The 19,228-nt window shown below is 73.3% G+C and carries 13 protein-coding genes and 6 pseudogenes; 11 read left to right on the top strand and 8 right to left on the bottom strand.

The window, feature by feature from the left end; genetic code table 11:
- Nucleotides 1–10 precede the first annotated feature (10 nt).
- The gene (locus BM536_RS05735) at nt 11–511 is read right to left on the bottom strand and encodes a DUF6214 family protein (protein WP_079274875.1); all 501 of its coding nucleotides are present in this window, start codon (nt 509–511) and stop codon (nt 11–13) included.
- Between the two features lie 201 nt (nt 512–712).
- Here BM536_RS05735 and BM536_RS05730 point away from each other — a divergent pair, with 201 nt between their 5' ends.
- On the top strand, nt 713–2,053 hold the full coding sequence (locus tag BM536_RS05730; protein ID WP_073491308.1) for an FAD-dependent oxidoreductase: 1,341 nt from the start codon (nt 713–715) through the stop codon (nt 2,051–2,053).
- A 192-nt stretch (nt 2,054–2,245) separates the two neighbouring features.
- Nucleotides 2,246–3,633 (top strand): annotated as a pseudogene (locus tag BM536_RS05725) (nucleobase:cation symporter-2 family protein).
- Here BM536_RS05725 and BM536_RS05720 read toward each other — a convergent pair.
- Nucleotides 3,553–3,906, bottom strand: a complete 354-nt coding sequence (locus BM536_RS05720; RefSeq protein ID WP_073491309.1) for an ArsR/SmtB family transcription factor — start codon at nt 3,904–3,906, stop codon at nt 3,553–3,555. The pseudogene BM536_RS05725 and the gene BM536_RS05720 overlap by 81 nt on opposite strands.
- A gap of 119 nt (nt 3,907–4,025) precedes the next feature.
- On the opposite strand from BM536_RS05720, the pseudogene BM536_RS05715 reads away from it, so the two are divergent.
- Nucleotides 4,026–5,104: pseudogene (locus BM536_RS05715) on the top strand (NADH:flavin oxidoreductase/NADH oxidase).
- A gap of 13 nt (nt 5,105–5,117) precedes the next feature.
- On the opposite strand, the gene BM536_RS05710 reads toward BM536_RS05715, so the two are convergent.
- The 3 genes from BM536_RS05710 to BM536_RS40220 all read right to left on the bottom strand — a co-directional run bounded on the left by BM536_RS05710 (nt 5,118) and on the right by BM536_RS40220 (nt 7,518).
- Nucleotides 5,118–5,675, bottom strand: coding sequence for a DUF2087 domain-containing protein (locus BM536_RS05710; protein ID WP_094102621.1), 558 nt, complete (start codon nt 5,673–5,675; stop codon nt 5,118–5,120).
- A gap of 106 nt (nt 5,676–5,781) precedes the next feature.
- Nucleotides 5,782–7,101: an extracellular catalytic domain type 1 short-chain-length polyhydroxyalkanoate depolymerase gene (locus BM536_RS05705; protein WP_094102620.1), complete on the bottom strand. Its 1,320-nt coding sequence runs from the start codon at nt 7,099–7,101 to the stop codon at nt 5,782–5,784.
- A gap of 189 nt (nt 7,102–7,290) precedes the next feature.
- Nucleotides 7,291–7,518 carry a hypothetical protein gene (locus tag BM536_RS40220; RefSeq protein ID WP_073491310.1) on the bottom strand — a complete coding sequence of 76 codons (228 nt, stop codon included), beginning with the start codon at nt 7,516–7,518 and terminating at the stop codon, nt 7,291–7,293.
- Between the two features lie 348 nt (nt 7,519–7,866).
- Between BM536_RS40220 and BM536_RS05700 the strand changes: the two genes are divergently transcribed.
- Nucleotides 7,867–8,673, top strand: a complete 807-nt coding sequence (locus tag BM536_RS05700) for a pectate lyase (RefSeq protein WP_073491311.1) — start codon at nt 7,867–7,869, stop codon at nt 8,671–8,673.
- Nucleotides 8,674–8,743: 70 nt separating this feature from the next.
- On the opposite strand, the gene BM536_RS05695 is transcribed toward BM536_RS05700, so the two are convergent.
- Nucleotides 8,744–9,493: a PaaX family transcriptional regulator C-terminal domain-containing protein gene (locus BM536_RS05695; protein WP_094102619.1), complete on the bottom strand. Its 750-nt coding sequence runs from the start codon at nt 9,491–9,493 to the stop codon at nt 8,744–8,746.
- An 82-nt stretch (nt 9,494–9,575) separates the two neighbouring features.
- On the opposite strand from BM536_RS05695, the pseudogene BM536_RS05690 reads away from it, so the two are divergent.
- The 3 genes and pseudogenes from BM536_RS05690 to BM536_RS05680 all read left to right on the top strand — a co-directional run bounded on the left by BM536_RS05690 (nt 9,576) and on the right by BM536_RS05680 (nt 13,151).
- Nucleotides 9,576–11,238: pseudogene (locus BM536_RS05690) on the top strand (acyl-CoA dehydrogenase family protein).
- Between the two features lie 139 nt (nt 11,239–11,377).
- The gene (locus BM536_RS05685; RefSeq protein ID WP_073491323.1) at nt 11,378–12,409 is read left to right on the top strand and encodes a medium chain dehydrogenase/reductase family protein; all 1,032 of its coding nucleotides are present in this window, start codon (nt 11,378–11,380) and stop codon (nt 12,407–12,409) included.
- Nucleotides 12,410–12,537: 128 nt separating this feature from the next.
- A pseudogene (locus BM536_RS05680) lies at nt 12,538–13,151 on the top strand (SRPBCC family protein).
- A gap of 36 nt (nt 13,152–13,187) precedes the next feature.
- Here the strand turns inward: BM536_RS05680 and BM536_RS05675 are convergent.
- Nucleotides 13,188–13,760, bottom strand: a complete 573-nt coding sequence (locus BM536_RS05675; protein ID WP_073491313.1) for an Rv1733c family protein — start codon at nt 13,758–13,760, stop codon at nt 13,188–13,190.
- Between the two features lie 278 nt (nt 13,761–14,038).
- Here BM536_RS05675 and BM536_RS05670 point away from each other — a divergent pair, with 278 nt between their 5' ends.
- The 4 genes and pseudogenes from BM536_RS05670 to BM536_RS05655 all read left to right on the top strand — a co-directional run bounded on the left by BM536_RS05670 (nt 14,039) and on the right by BM536_RS05655 (nt 17,976).
- Nucleotides 14,039–15,124 (top strand): WD40/YVTN/BNR-like repeat-containing protein, encoded by a 1,086-nt coding sequence (locus tag BM536_RS05670; protein ID WP_073491324.1) that lies wholly within the window; start codon nt 14,039–14,041, stop codon nt 15,122–15,124.
- Between the two features lie 73 nt (nt 15,125–15,197).
- Nucleotides 15,198–15,875 (top strand): uracil-DNA glycosylase, encoded by a 678-nt coding sequence (locus BM536_RS05665; protein ID WP_073491314.1) that lies wholly within the window; start codon nt 15,198–15,200, stop codon nt 15,873–15,875.
- A pseudogene (locus BM536_RS05660) lies at nt 15,872–16,907 on the top strand (N-acetylglucosamine kinase). Before BM536_RS05665 ends, BM536_RS05660 begins: the two are co-directional and overlap by 4 nt.
- 141 nt (nt 16,908–17,048) lie before the next feature.
- Nucleotides 17,049–17,976, top strand: a pseudogene (locus tag BM536_RS05655) (sirohydrochlorin chelatase).
- 158 nt (nt 17,977–18,134) lie between these two features.
- On the opposite strand, the gene BM536_RS05650 reads toward BM536_RS05655, so the two are convergent.
- The gene (locus BM536_RS05650) at nt 18,135–19,175 is read right to left on the bottom strand and encodes a lactonase family protein (protein ID WP_073499272.1); all 1,041 of its coding nucleotides are present in this window, start codon (nt 19,173–19,175) and stop codon (nt 18,135–18,137) included.
- Nucleotides 19,176–19,228: the final 53 nt, after the last annotated feature.

Genomic DNA, 19,228 nt, shown 5'->3' with positions numbered 1-19,228 from the left:
GCCGCCCTGCTCAGCGGCGCGCGTGACGGGGCGTCAGGAAACCGGCGTCCCGTGCTTGCGCGATCATTCTCAGGGATCTGCGCCGGCTGTGCCCGGTCGCCCACATGACGGCGAGCACCGGGTCGACACCGTGGTCCTGCGCCGCGCGGTACTCCTGCGCGACCAGTCGGCGGCCCTCGGTCCCGCGCGGCCAGACGGGCCGGGCCCGCCGTGCGCCGGACGCCCCGGCCGCGATAGGCCGCCCATCCGGCCCATCCAGCCCATCCGGCGACGGTGGCTCCCGGCCGCTGCCGCACCGCTCGAAGAGCGGCTCCTCGATCCACTCCGCGAGCGCGGTCAGGTCGTCCAGGGAGAGCGCCGGCCGGGCCCTGACGTCCTCGACCGAGACGCTCCGCGCGCTGACGACCGCCAGCACCTCGACGCACGCCTCGTCGGGGAACGCCAGCCGCACGGTGTACCAGGACGTCGGCTCCCCGTCCTCCCGCACTTCCCACGCGGGCCACACGGACACCGTGCCGTCCTCGGCGCGGCGGCCGGAGAGATTGAGAAACGATGTTTCCATCACACACGCAAAGTAACCGCATGATCACTTCGGCTGCGAAGGGACACGCACGCCCGGTGGACGTGCGGCCCCCTGACAGCGGAGCCCGTGCGGTGCCATGCTGGGAGCACCAGTGCTCTCCTGCGTCCCTCCGGGGTAAGGAGTTCGGCCGTGCTGCGTGTCGCCGTCGTCGGCTCCGGGCCGAGTGGGGTCTACACCGCCCAGAGTCTCGTCCAGCAGGACCCCGAGGTGCTCGTCGACGTCCTCGACCGGCTGCCGTGTCCGTACGGGCTCGTGCGGTACGGCGTCGCCCCCGACCACGAGAAGATCAAGTCGCTCCAGCAGAACCTGCGCACCGTGCTGGAGCACGAGCGGGTGCGGTTCCTCGGCGGGGTGCGGATCGGGGCGGACGGGGTGCCCGTGGCCAGGCTGCGCGAGCTGTACCACGCGGTGGTGTACTGCGTGGGCGCGGCGGCGGACCGACGGCTGGGGGTCCCCGGCGAGGACCTGCCCGGCAGCTTCTCGGCGACGGAGTTCGTGGCCTGGTACAGCGCCCATCCGGACGCCGCGGCCGACGGCTTCGTGGCCGGCGCCCGATCCGCCGTCGTCGTCGGGATGGGCAATGTCGCCGTGGACGTCACCCGCATCCTGGCGCGCGGCGCGGCGGAGCTGAGCCCGACCGACATACCGCAGGCGGCCCTCACCGCGCTGGCCGCGAGCGAGGTGACCGACATCCACATGGTGGGCCGGCGCGGCCCCGCACAGGCCCGCTTCACCACCAAGGAGCTGCGGGAACTGGGCACCCTGCCGGACACGGACGTTCTCGTCGACGAGGCGGAACTGGCGCTGGACCCGGCGTACGCCGACCCGTCGGCACTGCCCGCGGCCCAGCGCCGCAACGTCGAGGTGCTGCGGGGCTGGGCGGCCTCGCCGTCACGGGGTCTGCGGCGCCGCATCCACCTGCGCTTCTTCCTGCGGCCCGGCGAACTGCTCGCCGGCGAGGAAGGCCGGGTGGGCGCCGTGCGCTTCGAGCGGACCGCGCCCGACGGACACGGCGGGGTGACGGGCACCGGCCGCTTCCAGGACATCGGGGCCGAGTTGGTGCTGCGGTCGGTGGGCTACCGCGGAGTGCCGCTGGAGGGGCTGCCGTTCGACGCGGAGCGGGGCACGGTGCCGCAGCTCGCCGGGCGGGTGCTGCGCGAGGGCAGTGCCTCGCCGGGCGAGTACGTGGCTGGCTGGATCAAGCGCGGCCCGACCGGTGTCATCGGCACCAACCGGCCGTGCGCGAAGGAGACGGTGGAGTCCCTGCTGGCCGACTCTCCCGCGCTCGCCCGGCGGGAAGTGCCCGGTGACCCGCTCACGCCGCTTCGGGAGGCCGGGGCCGAGCCGGTCGGATGGGCGGGGTGGCTTGCGATCGAGCGGGCCGAGGCGGCACTGGGCGCCTCCCTGGGGCGGGGCCTGGTGAAGCTGCCGGACTGGGCTGCGCTGCGGTCCGCGGCGGAGCGGGCCTGAGCGTTGCGGGCCTGAGCGTTGCGGGCCTGAGCGTCCCGCCCGGGCGGTACGACCGGATCGTTGTACGAGACACACAGCCGCAACGTCCGTGAAATCAACAAACTGTTCAAGCCTCGTACGGTCTCGTGCTGTCCGGATCCCGCAGCCCCCAGCCGCCCTCCCCCTCCCGTCTCCCGCCGCTCTGGAGTGCCGATGACCACGACCGCGTCCGTTCATCCCGTCGACGAGGTGCCACCCGCACGGCAGTTGGCCGTCTTCGGCCTCCAGCACGTGCTCGCGATGTACGCGGGCGCGGTGGCCGTGCCGCTGATCGTGGGCGGCGCGATGAAGCTGTCGCCCGCCGATCTGGCGTATCTGATCACCGCGGACCTGCTCGTGTGCGGCATCGCCACGCTCGTCCAGTGCGTGGGCTTCTGGCGCTTCGGCGTGCGGCTGCCGATCATGCAGGGCTGTACGTTCGCGGCCGTGGCGCCGATGGTGCTGATCGGGACGACGGGTGGCGGACTGCCGGCGATCTACGGCTCGGTGATCGTGGCCGGGCTGGCGATCGTGCTGCTGGCACCCGTGTTCGGCCGGCTGCTGAGGTTCTTCCCGCCGCTCGTCACCGGCACCGTGATCCTGGTCATCGGCATCTCACTGCTGCCGGTGGCGGGCAACTGGGCCGCGGGCGGGGCCGGTTCCGCGGACTTCGGGGAGCCGAGGAACCTCGCGCTCGCCGCGTTCGTGCTGGCGGTGGTACTGGGGGTGCAGCGGTTCGCGCCGGTCTTCCTGAGCCGGATCGCGGTGCTGATCGGCATCGTGGTGGGTCTCGCGGTCGCGGTGCCCTTCGGCTTCACGGACTTCGGCGGGATCGGCGACGCGGACTGGGTCGGGATCAGCACGCCGTTCCACTTCGGGGCGCCGACCTTCGAGGCGTCGGCGATCATATCGATGCTGGTCGTGGCGCTGGTGTGCATGACGGAGACCACGGGCGACTTCATCGCGGTCGGCGAGATGACCGGCCGCGGGGTCGACGGCGCGCCCTGTCCGACGGACTGCGCGCCGACGGACTGTCGACCGTTCTGGGCGGCGTCTTCAACACCTTCCCGTACACGGCGTACGCGCAGAACGTGGGACTGGTGGGCATGACCCGGGTGCGCAGCCGCTGGGTCGTCGCGGCGGCCGGCGGCATCCTGGTCCTGCTCGGCCTGCTGCCCAAGCTGGGTGCGGTGGTGGCGGCCGTTCCGGCGCCCGTTCTCGGCGGCGCGGGCCTGGTGATGTTCGGGACGGTCGCGGCGAGCGGCCTGCGGACGCTGGCCGAGGTCGACTTCAAGGACAACCACAATCTGACCGTGGTCGCGGTGTCGGTGGCGGTGGGCGTGCTGCCGGTGGGTGTGCCCACGGTCTACGAGCAGTTCCCCCACTGGTTCCAGACGGTGATGAACAGCGGCATCAGCGCGGGCTGTGTGACCGCGATCGTGCTGAACCTGCTGTTCAACCACCTTCCGGGGAAGGCCGGTTCACCTGTCGCGGAGCCGACGGGACTCATGGGCGGCGGCGTCGAGGACGGCGTCGAGAAGCCCCGGGAAGAGGTCGTCTAGGTCGTCCTTGCGCAGGCCGTTCATCTTGGCCGTGCCGCGGTAGACCTGCCGGACGACACCGGCCTCGCGCAGCACCCGGAAGTGGTGCGTGGTGGTCGACTTGGTGACCGGCAGGTCGAAGTGCGAACAGGACAGCTCGTCGCCGTCGGCGGCGAGCTCTCGCACGATCCGCAGCCGCATCCGATCGGAGAGCGCGTGCAGGACGGCCTCCAGCCGGATCTCCTCGCGCCGCGGATGCGGGAGGTCACGACTGCTGACTGCGGGGGCGGTCACGGCGGCTCCACTCCGTCGGGGAACTCCATTGTACGAGAACTATCGTAGTTTGACACCTGACGTACTACGATGCCTATCGTATGAGTCGACCACCGGCCCCGTGACGAATGGAGTCCGCCGTGAGCGCGCTCTTCCAGCCCTACTCCCTGCGCGACGTGACCATCCCCAACCGGGTGTGGATGCCGCCCATGTGCCAGTACTCGGCCGCACCCGAGGGACCGCTGACCGGCGCCCCCACCGACTGGCACTTCGCGCACTACGCGGCCCGCGCGACGGGCGGCACCGGCCTGATCATCGTCGAGGCCACCGCCGTGTCCCCGGAGGGCCGGATCTCGCCGTACGACCTCGGCATCTGGAACGACACCCAGGTCGAGGCGTTCCGCCGGATCACCCGCTTCCTCGTCGAGCAGGGCACCGTCCCTGCCGTCCAGCTCGCGCATGCCGGGCGCAAGGCATCGACGGACCGGCCCTGGAAGGGTGGGGCGCCCGTGGGTCCGCAGGCGCACGGGTGCAGCCGGTGGGCCCGAGCGCGGTCCCCTTCGCCGAGGACCACCCGGTGCCGACCGAACTGACGACGACCCGGATCGCCGAGGTGGTCGGCGAGTTCGCGGACGCGGCCCGGCGCGCCCTCGCCGCCGGCTTCGAGATCGCCGAGATCCACGGCGCCCACGGCTACCTCATCGGCAACTTCCTCTCGCCGCACTCCAACCACCGCACCGACGAGTACGGCGGCTCCTACGAGAACCGCACCCGTTTCGCCCTGGAGGTCGTCGACGCCGTACGCGCGGTGTGGCCCGACGACAAGCCGCTGTTCTTCCGCATCTCCGCCACCGACTGGCTCGAGGAGGACGGCTGGACACCCGACGAGACCGTTCGCCTCGCCCGTGATCTGCACGCGCACGGTGTGGACCTGCTGGACGTGTCCACCGGCGGCAACGCCTCGGGCGTGCGCATCCCGGTCGGCCCCGGCTACCAGGTTCCGTTCGCCGCCCGGGTGAAGGCCGAGACGCCGATGCCGGTCGCCGCGGTGGGCCTGATCACGGACGCCGAGCAGGCCGAGAAGATCCTCGCCAACGGCGAGGCCGACGCGGTGCTGCTCGGCCGTGAGCTGCTGCGCAACCCGTCCTGGGCGCGGCAGGCGGCACGCGAGGCCGGGGCCGAGGTCCGGGTGCCGGACCAGTACCACCGGTCCGTGTGAGCCACCGGCACGGTCAGCCGATCAGTGCGGTGTCCTCGGGCGAACGGCGGTAGACACCGTCCTGCCGGTCCAGGTGGTGCAGGTCGACCAGACAGCGGCGCAGCGTGACATGGTCGGCCGCGCCTCCCTCGCACCAGGTGCGCAGCCGGTCGTCGACCTCCCGTTCGGAGTACTCACGGCCGGCCTCGAAGGTGCGCTGCGCGAGGTGGCGCAGGACGAGCTTCCTGCGTTCCCACTGGGCGGGCAGCCGCACCAGCCGGCCCTCGCGGACGAACGTCCGCAGCACGGTCTCGGCCCGTTCGTCCCCGGTGCCGTGATCCTCGGGCGGCCCGGACCCGGCCGCCGCGCGGGCCAGGTCGCGGAAGCGGCCGTAGGACACGGCGAGCCCGCCGGCGTCCGAGACGACGATCTCGCGGTCCTCCAGCCGACGCAGCGCGCCGGCCGCCTCCCTCGCCGCCAGACCTGTCCGCTCGGCGACCTCCGCGGCGCTCGTGGCGCCCAGCGCCACGGCGGCGAAGACACGGACCCGCCTCTCGTCGGCGAACAGCCTCACCACGTCGTCGGCCGTCATACCTGTTTCTCCGTCACTCCGGGGCGGGGGCCCCGGTCGCGGCGACGCTACTTCGCCCGCCCGCTCCCCCGCCCGCGAATTTCCGCGCCGCATCACGGCGGCGACGTCAACTCACCGCGTACTGGGTCCCGTTGAGCGTGAAGGAGGAGGGCGCCCGGCTGTCGCCCGTATGGCTCGCCTGGTAGCCGAGGGTGACGCTCGCGTTCGGCGCGATCGTGCCGTTGTACGACGCGTTCGTGGCCGTCACCGTCCCCGCGGCGGGGGTGTACGTGGCGCCCCAGCCATTGGTGACGGTCTGCCCGGTGGGCAGGGAGAAGCCCAGCCGCCAGCCGTTCACCGCGGCGGTGCCGGTGTTGGTGAGCGTCACGGAGGCGGTCAGGCCGGTGCTCCACGCGCTGGTGGACACGGTCACCCTGCAGGCGCCGGCCGGCTGGGGCCCCGGTCCCGGGTCACCGCCGGCGTCCAGGCCGAAGAACGTGAGCACCTTGTCGGCCATGCCCCACGCGTAGAGGTTGTGTCCGACGCCCTGGAGACTGATGGCCTCCACGGGGGCCTGGTCACCGGTGGCGCCGTAGCGGGTGCGGATCCAGCCGGCCTGCGGCTCGTCGGTCGCGGCCGGGGTCTGGCCGATCCCCCGCACCTCGGTCCACTGTTTGATCTCCTCGCCGAAGTTGGGGTGGCGCAGCACGTCGTCCTCGGTGCCGTGCCACAGCTGCATGCGCGGCCGGGGTCCGGTGTAGCCGGGGTACGCGCCTCGCACGAGGTCGCCCCACTGCTGCGGGGTACGGATCACCGTGCCGCCGGAACAGGCGCTGTTCCACCCGGAGCCGTCCGTGGTGGCGAAGCAGCCGAACGGGACCCCGGAGAACGCGGCGCCCGCCGCGAACACGTCGGGATAGTCACCGAGCAGGACGTTGGTCATCATCGCCCCGGAGGAGATGCCGGTGGCGAACACGCGCGTGCGGTCGGCGGAGTAGGCGGCACTCACCCAGTCGATCATCGACTTGATGCCGACGGGGTCGCTGCCGCCGTCGCGCCGGAGTGCCTGCGGCGAGGAGACGTCGAAGCACTTGCTGCTGCGGGTCACGGACGGATAGACGATCAGGAAGCCGTACCGGTCGGCGAGTCGGGCGTACTCGGTGCCGGAGTGCATGGCCGGTCCCGAGCCGCCGCACCAGTGCACGGCGACGAGGACGGCCGGGTGGGCGGTGACGCCGGCCGGCGCGTACACGTACATCTGGAGGTTGCTGGGGTTGGCACCGAAACCGGTGACCTCGGTGAGGGTGGCGGGCGGGATCGCCGCCGTCGGCGCGGACTGCGGGCGGGCGGAGACGGTGGGGGCGGCGAGGAGAGCGCCGGCGAGGAGGAGCACCAGCACCGCGAGTACCGAACGCAGCGCTCTCCTGGGGAAGTCGGAGGTGATCACACCGGTCCCTTCTGTTGGCGGCTCGTCGTGCGCGGAAGGAGGGTTCAGCAGGCGGCGTCCCTCCGGGCCACCAGGGCGAGCCGCCAAGGCAGTCGGGCGTGGTCGCGCTCACCGCGGGGTCCGTGCCCCGGTAGGGGAAGCGCGGTCGGCAGGGGTCGACGGTGAGGGCCCGGTCGACTCCGTCGCGGATCAGCCGGGCGCGGCCGGAGTCCGTGGTCCTGGCGGCCTGGCCGGCGAGGTGGCGTTGGTCGCGTGGAGGAAGGCGTTGGTCTGCTCACCGGCGACGCCCGGCCCTCGGTGGCCCCGCCCTCGGTCGCCGGGACCGCGGTCGCGGCGTCGGCGCCGGGAACGGGCGGCGAGGGCGGTCAGGAGCAGGACGGGGGCGCCCGAGAACGTACGCGTGCGCGGAGTCGGCATCGACTCGCCCCTCTCCTCCGCAACGAATGGGAAGCGTCCGAACCGCATAATGGCATGCACATGTCTGCCATGGAAGCGCTCCCACGGCCATGCTCCGCAAGCCCCTGCCGGCGGCCATCGCGGCCGGATGCGTTCTGCGGGAAACGTTGACTAGAAAGCGCTTGCCGTCTACCTTCCGTTCAGGAGTGTGGACGAGCCGCTCACCGTGACCCATCCAGGTCCGGACTCCTCACGCAAGTGGTTCACGAACGCATAAAACGTTCACGTATGAGATCTAGTTGCGTCGGCCCGTCCGCCGCGACCACCGGAAAGCTTCGACCATCCCCACCTGGAAGAAGGCATCGGGACATGACTTCCCCAGCACCCCTGCGCACCCACGGGCGCGCGCTGACCGGCTCACTGGCCGCTCTCGGCCTCGCGGTTGGCATGATCATGACCAGCGGGGCGCTCACCCCGGCGAGCGCGGCCACCTGGCCCACCGCGAACGGCAGCCAGGGCGTCTCCGCCACCATCCCGGTCTCCGGCACCAAGGACTACGGGATGAAGCGCCTGTACGGCACGGGCGACCTGGGCAGCGGCAGCCAGGACGAGGACCAGGGACCGATCCTCGAACTGGCCGCCGGTGCCGTCCTGAAGAACGTCATCATCGGCGCGCCCGCCGCCGACGGCATCCACTGCAAGGGCAGCTGCACGCTCCAGAACGTCTGGTGGGAGGACGTCGGCGAGGACGCGGCGACCTTCCGCGGCTCCTCGTCGTCCAACGTCTACAACGTCGTCGGCGGCGGAGCGAAGGAAGCCAGCGACAAGGTGTTCCAGTTCAACGGCGCCGGGACGCTGAACGTCTCGAACTTCGCCGTGCAGAACTTCGGCACCTTCATCCGCTCGTGCGGCAACTGCTCCACGCAGTACAAGCGGACGATCAACCTCAACACCGTCGAGGTGACCTACAAGGGCAGCAGGCTCGTCGGCATCAACACCAACTACGGTGACAGCGCGACCCTGCGGGGCATCACGATCGTCGGGGACACCAGCAGGAAGATCGTCCCCTGCCAGAAGTACATCGGCAACGACGACGGTGACGAGCCGACGACGAACGGCTCGGGCCCCGACGGCACGTACTGCAAGTACGCCGGCTCGGACATCACCTACAAGTAGGCCGAGCACCCGCCGGCGGGAATCCCCCACGCACGGCCGGAGGAAGCGACCGCACGCGCTCCCTCCGGCGTCACGCGTGTGCGCGCGCGTGAGCCGCCACCTCCCGCTGGAAGTCGGCGTAGGCGGCGCGCAGTGCGGCGCCGGGCCAGTCCGCCGGCAGCAGTTCGGGGGGCAGGACCGGGTCGGCGAGGAGATGGCGGACGACGGCCGCGAACGTGGTGAAGCGGTCGCCGGGGCGGTCGGCCCGCGCGAGGTGCGCGAGCAGGGCCCGGCCCTGGGCGGCCCACTCCTCCAACGGCCAGAGCACGGCGGCCAGTTCCCGCGCGGGGGTGTCCGGGCGGGCGGTGAAGTACCGCGTCACGCCGTCCAGTTCGGCCGGCCAGGGGCGGCTCAGGGTCGCGGGGCGCAGCCAGACGCCCTCGCGCAGCTCGGCGAGGCGCAGACGGGTCAGCCCGGTCCGCAGTTCGGCGCGTTCGGCGGGACCACGGCCGGTCGCCGTGACCACCGCCATCTCCCAGGCGCCGTCCCAGGGCCGCGTCGCCGGGTGAACGGCGTCGTCCTGCCTGCGCTGACGTTCCAGCAGGCGGTCGCTGAGGCCGTACACGGAACCGGTGCGCCGCAGGTCGCCCGCCGCCACCATCCGGCTGAGCGCGGCCCGCAGGGCGGAGCCGCCCACGCCGAAGGGTTCCACCAGCCGGACGAGGTCCTTCACCGGCAGTTCGGGCGGATGGCTGCCGAGCAGCAGACTCAGCACCACCGACCGGGCCGACAGCGGCGGCAGCTCCACCTCTCCGGGCCCGGACGTCACGTTCCTGCGCATGAGGACGTACTGTACGTCCGCCCCCGATGTTGCACTATTGCTGCGGCTGTACGAGAGATGCAACATGAGGGTCATGACCTTCATGGACGCAGAGCCCCGCACCCCGTCCCCCGCCACGCACGACGTCACCAACCAGCCCCCGCCCCTGACCCGTACGACGCCTCCGACGACGTGGCCCTGCTGGAGGGGCTGCGGCGCGAGGGTGCCGGCTGGGCGGAGTCCGACCTCCGCCGGCTCGGGCTGCGGGCGGGCGGCCCCGAAGCGCAGGAGTGGGGCGAACTGGCCAACCGGCACGAGCCGGTGCTGCGCACCCACGACCGGTACGGCCACCGCGTCGACGAGGTCGACTTCCACCCCTCCTGGCACCAGCTGATGCGGGTCGCCGTCGCCGAGGGCCTGGCCGGGGCGCCCTGGGCGGACGGCCGGCGGGGCGCCCATGTGGCCCGTACGGCCGGCGGGCTGGTGTGGGGGCACACGGAGGCCGGCCACGGCTGCCCCACATCGATGACGTACGCCGCCGTCCCCGCCCCCGTCAGCCCGAGCTGGCGAAGGTGTACGAGCCGCTGCTGACCGGTCGTGCGTACGACCCGGGGCTGCGGGTGCCGACCCGGAAGCGCGGGCTGCTCGCCGGCATGGGGATGACCGAGAAGCAGGGCGGCTCGGACGTCCGGACGAACACCACGACGGCCACGCCCACCGCCGAGCCCGGGGTGTACACCCTGCGCGGCCACAAGTGGTTCACGTCGGCGCCGATGTGCGACGTGTTCCTGGTCCTCGCCCAGGCCCCGCACGGCCTGTCGTGCTTCCTGCTTCCGCGGGTGCTGCCCGACGGCAGCCGTAACACCTTCCACATCCAGCGGCTCAAGGACAAGCTCGGCAACCGCTCCAACGCCTCCTGTGAGCCCGAGTTCGACGGGACGGTGGCCTGGCTGGTCGGGCCCGAGGGGCAGGGCGTGAAGACCATCATCGAGATGGTCAACTGCACGCGCCTGGACTGCGTGATGATGTCGGCTGCGCTGATGCGCAGGACGCTCGTCGAGGCCGGCCATCACGCGCGCCACCGCGGCGCGTTCGGCGCGCGGCTGCTCGACCAGCCGCTGATGCGCAACGTCCTGGCGGACCTGGCGCTGGAGTCCGAGGCCGCGACGACGCTCACCCTGCGGCTGGCCGGGGCGGCCGACCGGGCGGTGCGCGGAGACGACGACCGGGGCGACGAGCGGGCCTTCCGGCGGATCGCGACGGCCGTCGGCAAGTACTGGGTGACCAAGCGAGGTCCGGCCTTCACGGCGGAGGCGCTGGAATGCCTCGGCGGCAACGGCTATGTGGAGGAGTCGGGCATGCCCCGGCACTACCGCGAGGCTCCCCTGCTGTCGATCTGGGAGGGCTCGGGCAACGTCAACGCCCTGGACGTGCTGCGGGCGCTGACCCGCGAGCCCGCCACCGCGGACGCCTTCTTCGCCGAACTCGCCCTGGCGCACGGGGCGGACGCCCGCCTGGACGCGGCAGTGGCCCGGCTGGGGTCCGGGCTGGGCGAGGTCACGCAGGCCGGGGCCCGCCGGCTCGTGGAGCGGATGGCGCTGACCCTCCAGGCGTCCCTGCTGGTCCGGCACGCCCCGCCCGCGGTCGCCGACGCCTTCTGCGCGACCCGGCTCGACGGCGACTGGGGACACTCGTTCGGCACCTTGCCCGACGGCGCCGACCTCGACGGGATCCTCGGGCGGGCGCTGTCGCCCGCCGACGGGTGACAGCTCCCCACTCCTCACGCGAGCCGGGATCAAGCTAGTTAGAGGGTGTCACGAAAGCTATTGACACTCCGCTCGGCGTCGGGTTACAACTTATAACGAACACGAGGGCAAGTAACTCAGTAGGGCCATGGAGGTCGTCATGAACGCCGAAGAACTCGTCGAGGTCGTCCTGCCGGGCAAGGTCGAGCCCGAGGGGCTCCAGCTCCGGCACGGCGCCGTGCCCGCCCCGGGCCCGGGACAGGTCGTCGTCCGGATGGAGGCGACCGGGGTCTCCTTCGCCGAGCAGCAGATGCGCCGCGGCCGGTACTACGACCAACCGCCGTTCCCCTTCGTGCCCGGCTACGACCTCGTCGGCACCGTCCTCGCGGCCGGTCCGGGCGTCGAGCCCGGCCTCACCGGTGTACGGGTGGCGGCGCTGGTCAAGGTGGGCGCCTGGGCCAGCCACGTCCTCGTCGACGCGGCCGACCTGGTACCGGTGCCCGCCGGGGTCGGCGCGGCCGAGGCGGAGACCCTGGTGGTCAACGGCATCACCGCCTGGCAGATGCTGCACCGCAAGGCACGGGTCCGCGCGGGCCAGACCGTTCTGGTGCACGGGGCCAACGGCGGCGTCGGCTCGGTGCTGGTCCAGCTCGCCCGGGCGGCGGGCGCCAGGGTCATCGGCACGGCCTCCGCCCGCCACCACGACGCCCTGCGGGAGAAGGGCGTGGAACCCGTCGACCACCGCACCGACGACATCCCCGCGCGCGTGCGCGCCCTCGCCCCCGGCGGGGTGGACGCCGTCTTCGACCACGTCGGCGGCCGCGGCATCGTCGACTCCTGGCGCCTCCTCGCACCGGGCGGCACGCTCGTCTCCTACGGCAGCGCCTCCACCCGGGACCACGAGGGGTCCCGTCAGGTGCCCGTGCTCAAGCTGCTCGGCCGCGTGTGGCTGTGGAACGCCCTGCCCAACCGGCGCCGCGCCTGCTTCTTCAACGTGTGGGCCGGGCGCGCCCTGTCGCGCGACCGCTTCCGGAACCGGCTGCGCGCCGACCTCACTCAGGTGTTCGCCGCCCTCCAGCGCGGGGAGGTCACCGCCCAGATCGCCGCCCAGCTTCCGCTCGCGCGCGTCGCCGACGCCCTGCGGCTCGCCGAGTCCGGGACCGTCGCCGGGAAGGTCGTGCTCAATCCGTAGCGCGCCGCCGTGAGCCCGACCCTCTCCCGAGCCTCTCGACGAAGGAATCCTCATGGTCGGCACGCGTCCCGCCGCTTCGGACGAAGCCCGGGACCACACGTCGGCGAACCACGCGATCGCAACGGAACGTGGTCAGGGCCACCGCGGTCGCCGTCCCGCTCGCCGTGGCCGCAGTCCTCGGCACGACGACCGCCCCGGCCGCCGAGTCCGCCCCGCCCGGACCGCACAGCGGGACGCGTGCCGCGGGCAGGGCGTCGACGGCTCCGCCCTGATCCGCTACGAGTCCGACATCGTGATCGACGCACCGCTGAGCACCGTGTGTCAGCTCCAGACCGACGTGGAGCACTGGCCCACCTGGCAGGCCGCCGTCACCGGTGCCGAGCGCCTCGACAGCGGCCCGCTGCGCAGGGGTTCGCGCTTCCACTGGACGACGACACCCGCGCCCGCCACGCCGACCACCCCGGCCACCACCCTCGCCATCACGTCCACGGTCCAGCAGCTCCAGCGCGGGCACTGCGTCCTGTGGCGCGGGCCGGCGGCCGGGGACGGGCTGCGCATCGACGAGGGGGTGCACCTGTGGACCTTCACGAAGGCGAAGGGCGGCGGTGTCCACGTGCACACCGAGGAGACCTGGACCGGCGCCCAGGTCGAGGCGGACATGCCCACGGCCACCGCCGCTCTCGGGCGGGGTCTGGAGACGTGGCCGAGCGACCTCGGGGCCGCGGCCGAGGCCCACCCCTGACGTCCCCGGCGACAGCGCCCACGACTCTCGCCCCGCTCAGCCCGTCGACCGCCCCCGCACCGCGTCGAACAGGGCCCACTCCACACCCCACCGGTCCATCCGCCGGCGCTCCAGCCGACCGCGCAGGTACCGGCCGCCGGCCAGCGGCAGGACCGCCACGGTGACGCCCGCCAGCCCACCGACGAGCGAGGCCCGTACCCGGGCCTGGGCGGCGGTGGCCGGTTCCGTGACCATGCGGCCCCGGCGGTCCGTCCACACCGTCACCGTGGTGCCGGCGGCGCTGCCCGGGACGACCCTGGCCTGACCGGCGTGGGCGGAACCGTCGGGCCCGATCCAGCCGACCTCGGCCCAGACCCGCTCGCTGGAGTGCGCGGTGGCCTTTCCCGGCGCCCGCTCGGTCAGGCGTCCGGCGACCGGCCGCCACTCGACGCGCTCCCTGGCCAGACTCTGCTCGACGGATCGGGCGGCGGCCCAGCCGGCCAGTACCCCGCACAGGACGGTGAGCGTCCAGGCGCCCAGCACGACCCATGCCTCCACGGTGTCGGAGCGCCGCTTGAGCGGGTTGCGCCGCCAACGCCACAGCCACACCCTCGGACCACGGAACGCCATCGAAGGCTTCCTCCTCATGAGCGCGTGAACATCCCGACCGCCCTCCCATACGGGGCCGGCGGTCCCGATGCTCAGGACGAGTCCTCCGTCCCGACGGTCCCACGGGCCGGGCCGCCGTGCGGGCCTTGCGCGGAAGGTGGCCGACTCCGTACGGTCCCGGCTCGTCATCGCCGCCGTGACCTGCGGCGACGCCTGTTCCAGGGGTGACTGTCAGTGGCTGGGTGCAGACTGGCCGGTGGTTGCGACAAGGACGTCACAGCACAGCGGAGGTGACCGGCATGACCGAGGTACTGCTCGCCGTGGGCACGCGCAAAGGCCTTTTCATCGGGCGCAGGCGCGGGGGCACCTGGGAGTTCGACGAATCCCCCTACTTCAACGCACAGGCGATCTATTCGGTCGCGATCGACACACGTGGCGACCGCACCCGGCTCCTCGCGGGCGGTGACAGCGCCCACTGGGGTCCGTCGGTGTTCCACTCCGACGACCTGGGCCGCACCTGGACCGAACCGGCGAAGCCGGCCGTCAGGTTCCCGCAGGACACGCAGGCTTCGCTGGAGCGGGTGTGGCAACTGCACCCGGCGGCCGGCGAGCCGGACGTGGTGTACGCGGGCACGGAACCGGCCGCGCTGTACCGCTCCGAGGACCGCGGGGAGAGCTTCGAGCTGGTCCGCCCGCTGTGGGAACACCCGACGCGCTCCCAGTGGGTGCCGGGCGGAGGCGGCGAGGGCCTGCACACGGTGCTGACCGACGAGCGGGACCCGCAAGCGGTGACGGTGGCCGTGTCGACGGCCGGTGTGTTCCGAACCGCCGACGGCGGCGCGAACTGGGCGCCCTCCAACTCCGGTGTCTCCGCGGTGTTCCTGCCGGATCCGAACCCGGAGTTCGGCCAGTGCGTGCACAAGGTCGCGCGGGACGCGGCGAACCCGGACCGGCTCTACCTGCAGAACCACTGGGGGGTGTACCGCAGCGACGACGCGGGCGCGCAGTGGACGGACATCGGCGCCGGCCTGCCCTCCACCTTCGGCTTCGCCGTCGCCGCGCACCCCCATCGCGGGGACACGGCGTACGTCTTCCCGATCAACGCCGACGCGGACCGTGTGCCCGCCGACCACCGCTGCCGGATCTACCGCACGTCCGACGCGGGCGAGAGCTGGGAACCCCTCACGGTCGGTCTGCCGCAGGAGGACCACTACGGCACCGTGCTGCGCGACGCGCTCTGTACGGACGACGCGGACCCGGCGGGCGTGTACTTCGGCAACCGCAACGGCGAGGTGTTCGCCTCGGCCGACGACGGCGACAGCTGGCGGCAGTTGGCCTCGCACCTGCCGGACGTGCTCTGCGTGCGGGCCGCGGTGGTCGGATGAGTCCGACGGGGGGAGCGTGGGGTCCTGGCCACCGGTTGATCGCCGCTGCCCGTACGGCAGTAGGGTGACGCCCGTGGCACCACGACCCTTGCATGAGATCGTCGAACCGGGCTGGGCGAAGGCCCTGGAACCCGTGGCCGGACGGATCGCCGAGATGGGCGACTTCCTGCGCGCGGAGATCGCCGCGGGACGCACCTACCTCCCCGCCGGACCCAACGTCCTGCGGGCCTTCCAGCAGCCCTTCGACGACGTCCGCGTCCTGATCGTCGGGCAGGACCCGTACCCGACGCCGGGTCACGCGGTGGGCCTGTCCTTCTCGGTCGCGCCCGACGTACGGCCGCTGCCCGGCAGCCTGATCAACATCTACCGGGAGCTGAACACCGACCTGGGGCTGCCCCAGCCGTCCAGCGGCGACCTGACGCCGTGGACGCAGCAGGGTGTGCTGCTGCTCAACAGGGCGCTCACCACGGCCCCGCGCAAACCCGCGGCACACCGCGGCAAGGGCTGGGAGGAGGTCACCGAGCAGGCGATCCGGGCGCTGGCCGCACGCGGCAAGCCCCTGGTGTCCGTCCTGTGGGGCCGCGACGCACGCAATCTGCGTCCGCTGCTCGGCGATCTGCCCTCGGTGGAGTCGGCGCACCCCTCGCCCATGTCGGCGGACCGGGGCTTCTTCGGCTCGCGGCCGTTCAGCCGGGCCAACGACCTGCTGATCCGGCAGGGCGGCCAACCCGTGGACTGGCGCCTGCCGTGACCTCACCCGCGGGTCCGAAGCCCTCCCCCGGCGTCCTCGCCGTGGACTCGGGCGGCTCCGGACTGCGGGTGGCCCTCGGCAGAGCCGAGGGTTCCGCGCCGGCCGTTCGGTCGTCGCGGGTCCCCGTGCGTACCGGCGCGCGGGGCATCGACCCCGGGCACCTGATGGAACAACTGGTGCCCATGGTGCGGGCCTTGGCGGCGGAGACCGGTGTGTCGCGGCCGGTCGTGGCGGTCGTCGGCGCCGCCGGTCTCGCCACCCTCGGCGACGCGCTGCGGGCCGAGCTGCCGGGCGCGCTGGCGCGGGAGTTCGGGGTCGGCACGACCGCCCTCGCCGCGGACGCCGTCACCGCCTACGCCGGTGCCCTCGGCACCGGTCCGGGGGCGGTGGTCGCCGCCGGGACCGGACTGATCGCGCTCGGCACCGACCTGACGGCCTGGCACCGGGCGGACGGCTGGGGGCATCGTCCTGGGCGACTGCGGCGGCGGCGCGTGGATCGGGCGGGCCGGGCTGGAGGCCGCACTGCGCGCCCACGACGGCCGGTCCGGCGGTTCCGCCGCCCTCCTGGCCTGCGCAGAGGAGCAGTTCGGGCCGATCGCAGGTCTGCCCGGCCTGCTCTACCCGCGCACCGACCGCCCCGCCGTCCTCGCCTCCTTCGCGCCCCGGGTGGCCGCCTCCGCGGCGGCCGATCCGGTCGCCGCGGACATCCTGCGCACGGCCGCCCGGCACATCGCCGACTCCGCCGCCGCGGTCTGCCCGCGGGACGTGGGGCCCCGCCACCATGTCGCCGTCACCGGCGGCCTCGTGGAACTGGGCGAGCCCCTCCTCGTACCGCTGGCGGAGGAACTGGCACGGCGGCTGCCGTACGCGCGGCGGGTGGCGGCGGCCGGAGATCCGCTGGCCGGTGCCGTCCGCATCGCCACCGATCTCGCGACCGGCGCGCTCGGCCTGCCGGTCGACGAGACGATGCTGTGCCTCGCGCCGAACGGCTCGGCGGGTGAACGGCACGTCACGACGGAAAAGGGGGATTGACCCCTTCGAGGGCAAGTCGCCCGGAATACATGCTGATCACTTCTGATCCGTACGTAACTCATCAGACAAAACCGGACGGATACCGCTCACCTGCACCCTCCCCGAACAGGGGAGCCCAGGAAGCCAGTAACATGCGGCGCCATGAGCTCCCCCACTGGGCCCGCGTCCGGCCTCCCTGTACGAATGCCGCGCCCCCGCCAGCCCGGGCGCACCGCCGACCCGAGCCCCTGGCGGCTCCCGAGGGCGCGCCCGCGCTCGTCCTCGCGGTGCCGGGTACGCCGAGCGCCGCCGTCCGCGGCCTCGCCGAGGAAGTCGTGAGCATCGCCCGCTCCGAGCTTCCCGGTCTCGACGCGCGCATCGGGTACCTCGACGGGGACGACGCCGAGTTCCCCACCCTCCAGTCCGTCCTGGCGCACTCCGCCGGCGAGCGCACCGCCCGCTACGAGCAGGCCCGCGCCGCCGGGGTGGACGCCAAGGAGCCCGACGGCCCGGTCGCCGTCGTCGTGCCGCTGCTGGCCGGGCCGGACAGTGCCCTGCTGCGGCAGGTCCGCCAGGCGTCATGGACAGCCGGGTCGCGGCCGACCTGACCGATGTCCTCGGCCCGCACCCGCTGCTCGCCGAGGCGCTGCACGTGCGGCTGTCCGAGGCCGGTCTGGCCCGCGCCGACCGCGCCCGCCTGTTCACCGTGGCGACGGCCGCGGACGGCATCATCCTCGCCTCCGTGGGCGGCGAGGAGGCCGTGCAGGCCGCCGGGATCACCGGCATGCTGCTCGCCGCACGCCTCGCCGTGCCGGTGATGGCCGCGGCCCTCGACCAGGAGGGTTCCATCGCCTCCGTCGCCGAGCAGCTGCGCGGCTCCGGTTCCCAGCACCTGGCTCTGGCGCCGTACCTCATCGGCCCGGAGATCGACTCCACGCTGCTGGAGGAGGCGGCCAGGGAGGCGGGCTGCGCGTCCGCCGAGGCGCTCGGCCCGTACCCGGCCATCGGCAAGCTGGCCCTGGCCAAGTACACGACCGCCCTGGGCATCGCGCCGCAGCAGGCGCAGGGCACGCCGGCCCACCTGTCGTAAATGACGCGGGCGTGAGCCCGTAAGACCCGCAAGGACGCCGAGAGGGCCCGCTCCCCGACCGAGGAGCGGGCCCTTCGTCGTGCCCGGCTTCGGTGCTGCCGTACCGCCGTGCTGTCGTGCTTTCCTGACTTCCGTGCGTGCGGGTGGGCGCGGTGGCTTCAGCCGAGGACCACGCAGGACGCCGCGGGCACCCGGATCGACCCGCCGCGCCGGGGCAGCCCGGTGGCCTGGTCGAGGGCGAACCAGGTCACGTCGCCGGAGCGCTCGTTCGCGACGTACAGGAAACCGGCCGACTCGGCGAGCGCCCGTGGCCAGCGGCCCGCGCAGGACACCGTGCCGATCAGGCGCAGCGCCTCTCCGCCGCCCTCGACGGCGAACACCGACAGCACGTCCTCGCCGCGGGTCGCCGTCCACACGAACCGCCCGTCGGGCGAGACGGCGATGCCGGACGGGTAGGCGTCCCCCGCGGGCGCGCCCGGCAGCACGGGGACCTCCGCCAGCGGCTTCAGGGACCCGTCCGGGGCGTCCCAGCGGCAGACGGTGACGGTCGGGGTGAGTTCGTTGACGACGTACGCGTGGCCGCCACCCGGGTGGAAGGCCAGGTGGCGGGGGCCCGAGCCGGGGCGCAGGGCGGACTCCCGGTGCAGGACCGGTTTGCCGTCGCGCAGGTCGCACACCCGCACGGAGTCCGTTCCCAGGTCCACGCTGACCACCCAGCGTCCGCTCGGGTCGGCCTGCACCTGGTGGGCGTGCGGCCCCTGCTGGCGCCGGGTGTGCGGACCGGCCCCGCTGTGCCGGAGCACCCCGGAGGCCGCCGGGGCGAGGGTGCCGTCGGCTCTGACGGGCACGGCGGTGACGCTGCCGGAGCCGTAGTTGGCGGTCAGGACGTGGCCGTCGCACACGCTGAGGTGCGTGGGACCGCCGGCGTCGACCGGCACGGGCGGCCCGACCTGCTCCGGAACGTCCCCGGCCACGCTGTACGCGGCCACCGCGCCGTCGGCGGTCTCGCTGACGGCGTACAGCATGCCGCCGCCCGGGGACAGGGCCAGGTACGCGGGGTCGGCGAGGGTGTTCACGCTGCTCAGGACGGTCAGTGCGCCGCTGTGCGGGTCCACGCCGGCCGCCACGATCCCGGGCCCGCCGGCCGCCGTGAACGACCCGATGAACGCCCGCTGGGGCCGCCTGCCGAGGTCTGCCACCGCTGTCCCCTCTCGTGCCGTCGCTGTTCGGGCCGACGGTAGCAGCCGATCAC

The sequence above is a fragment of the Streptomyces phaeoluteigriseus genome (assembly GCF_001896135.2).
Lineage (GTDB): Bacteria > Actinomycetota > Actinomycetes > Streptomycetales > Streptomycetaceae > Streptomyces > Streptomyces phaeoluteigriseus.
Note: the sequence above shows the minus strand (reverse complement) of the source record. Positions and strands in the feature narration are given on the sequence as shown.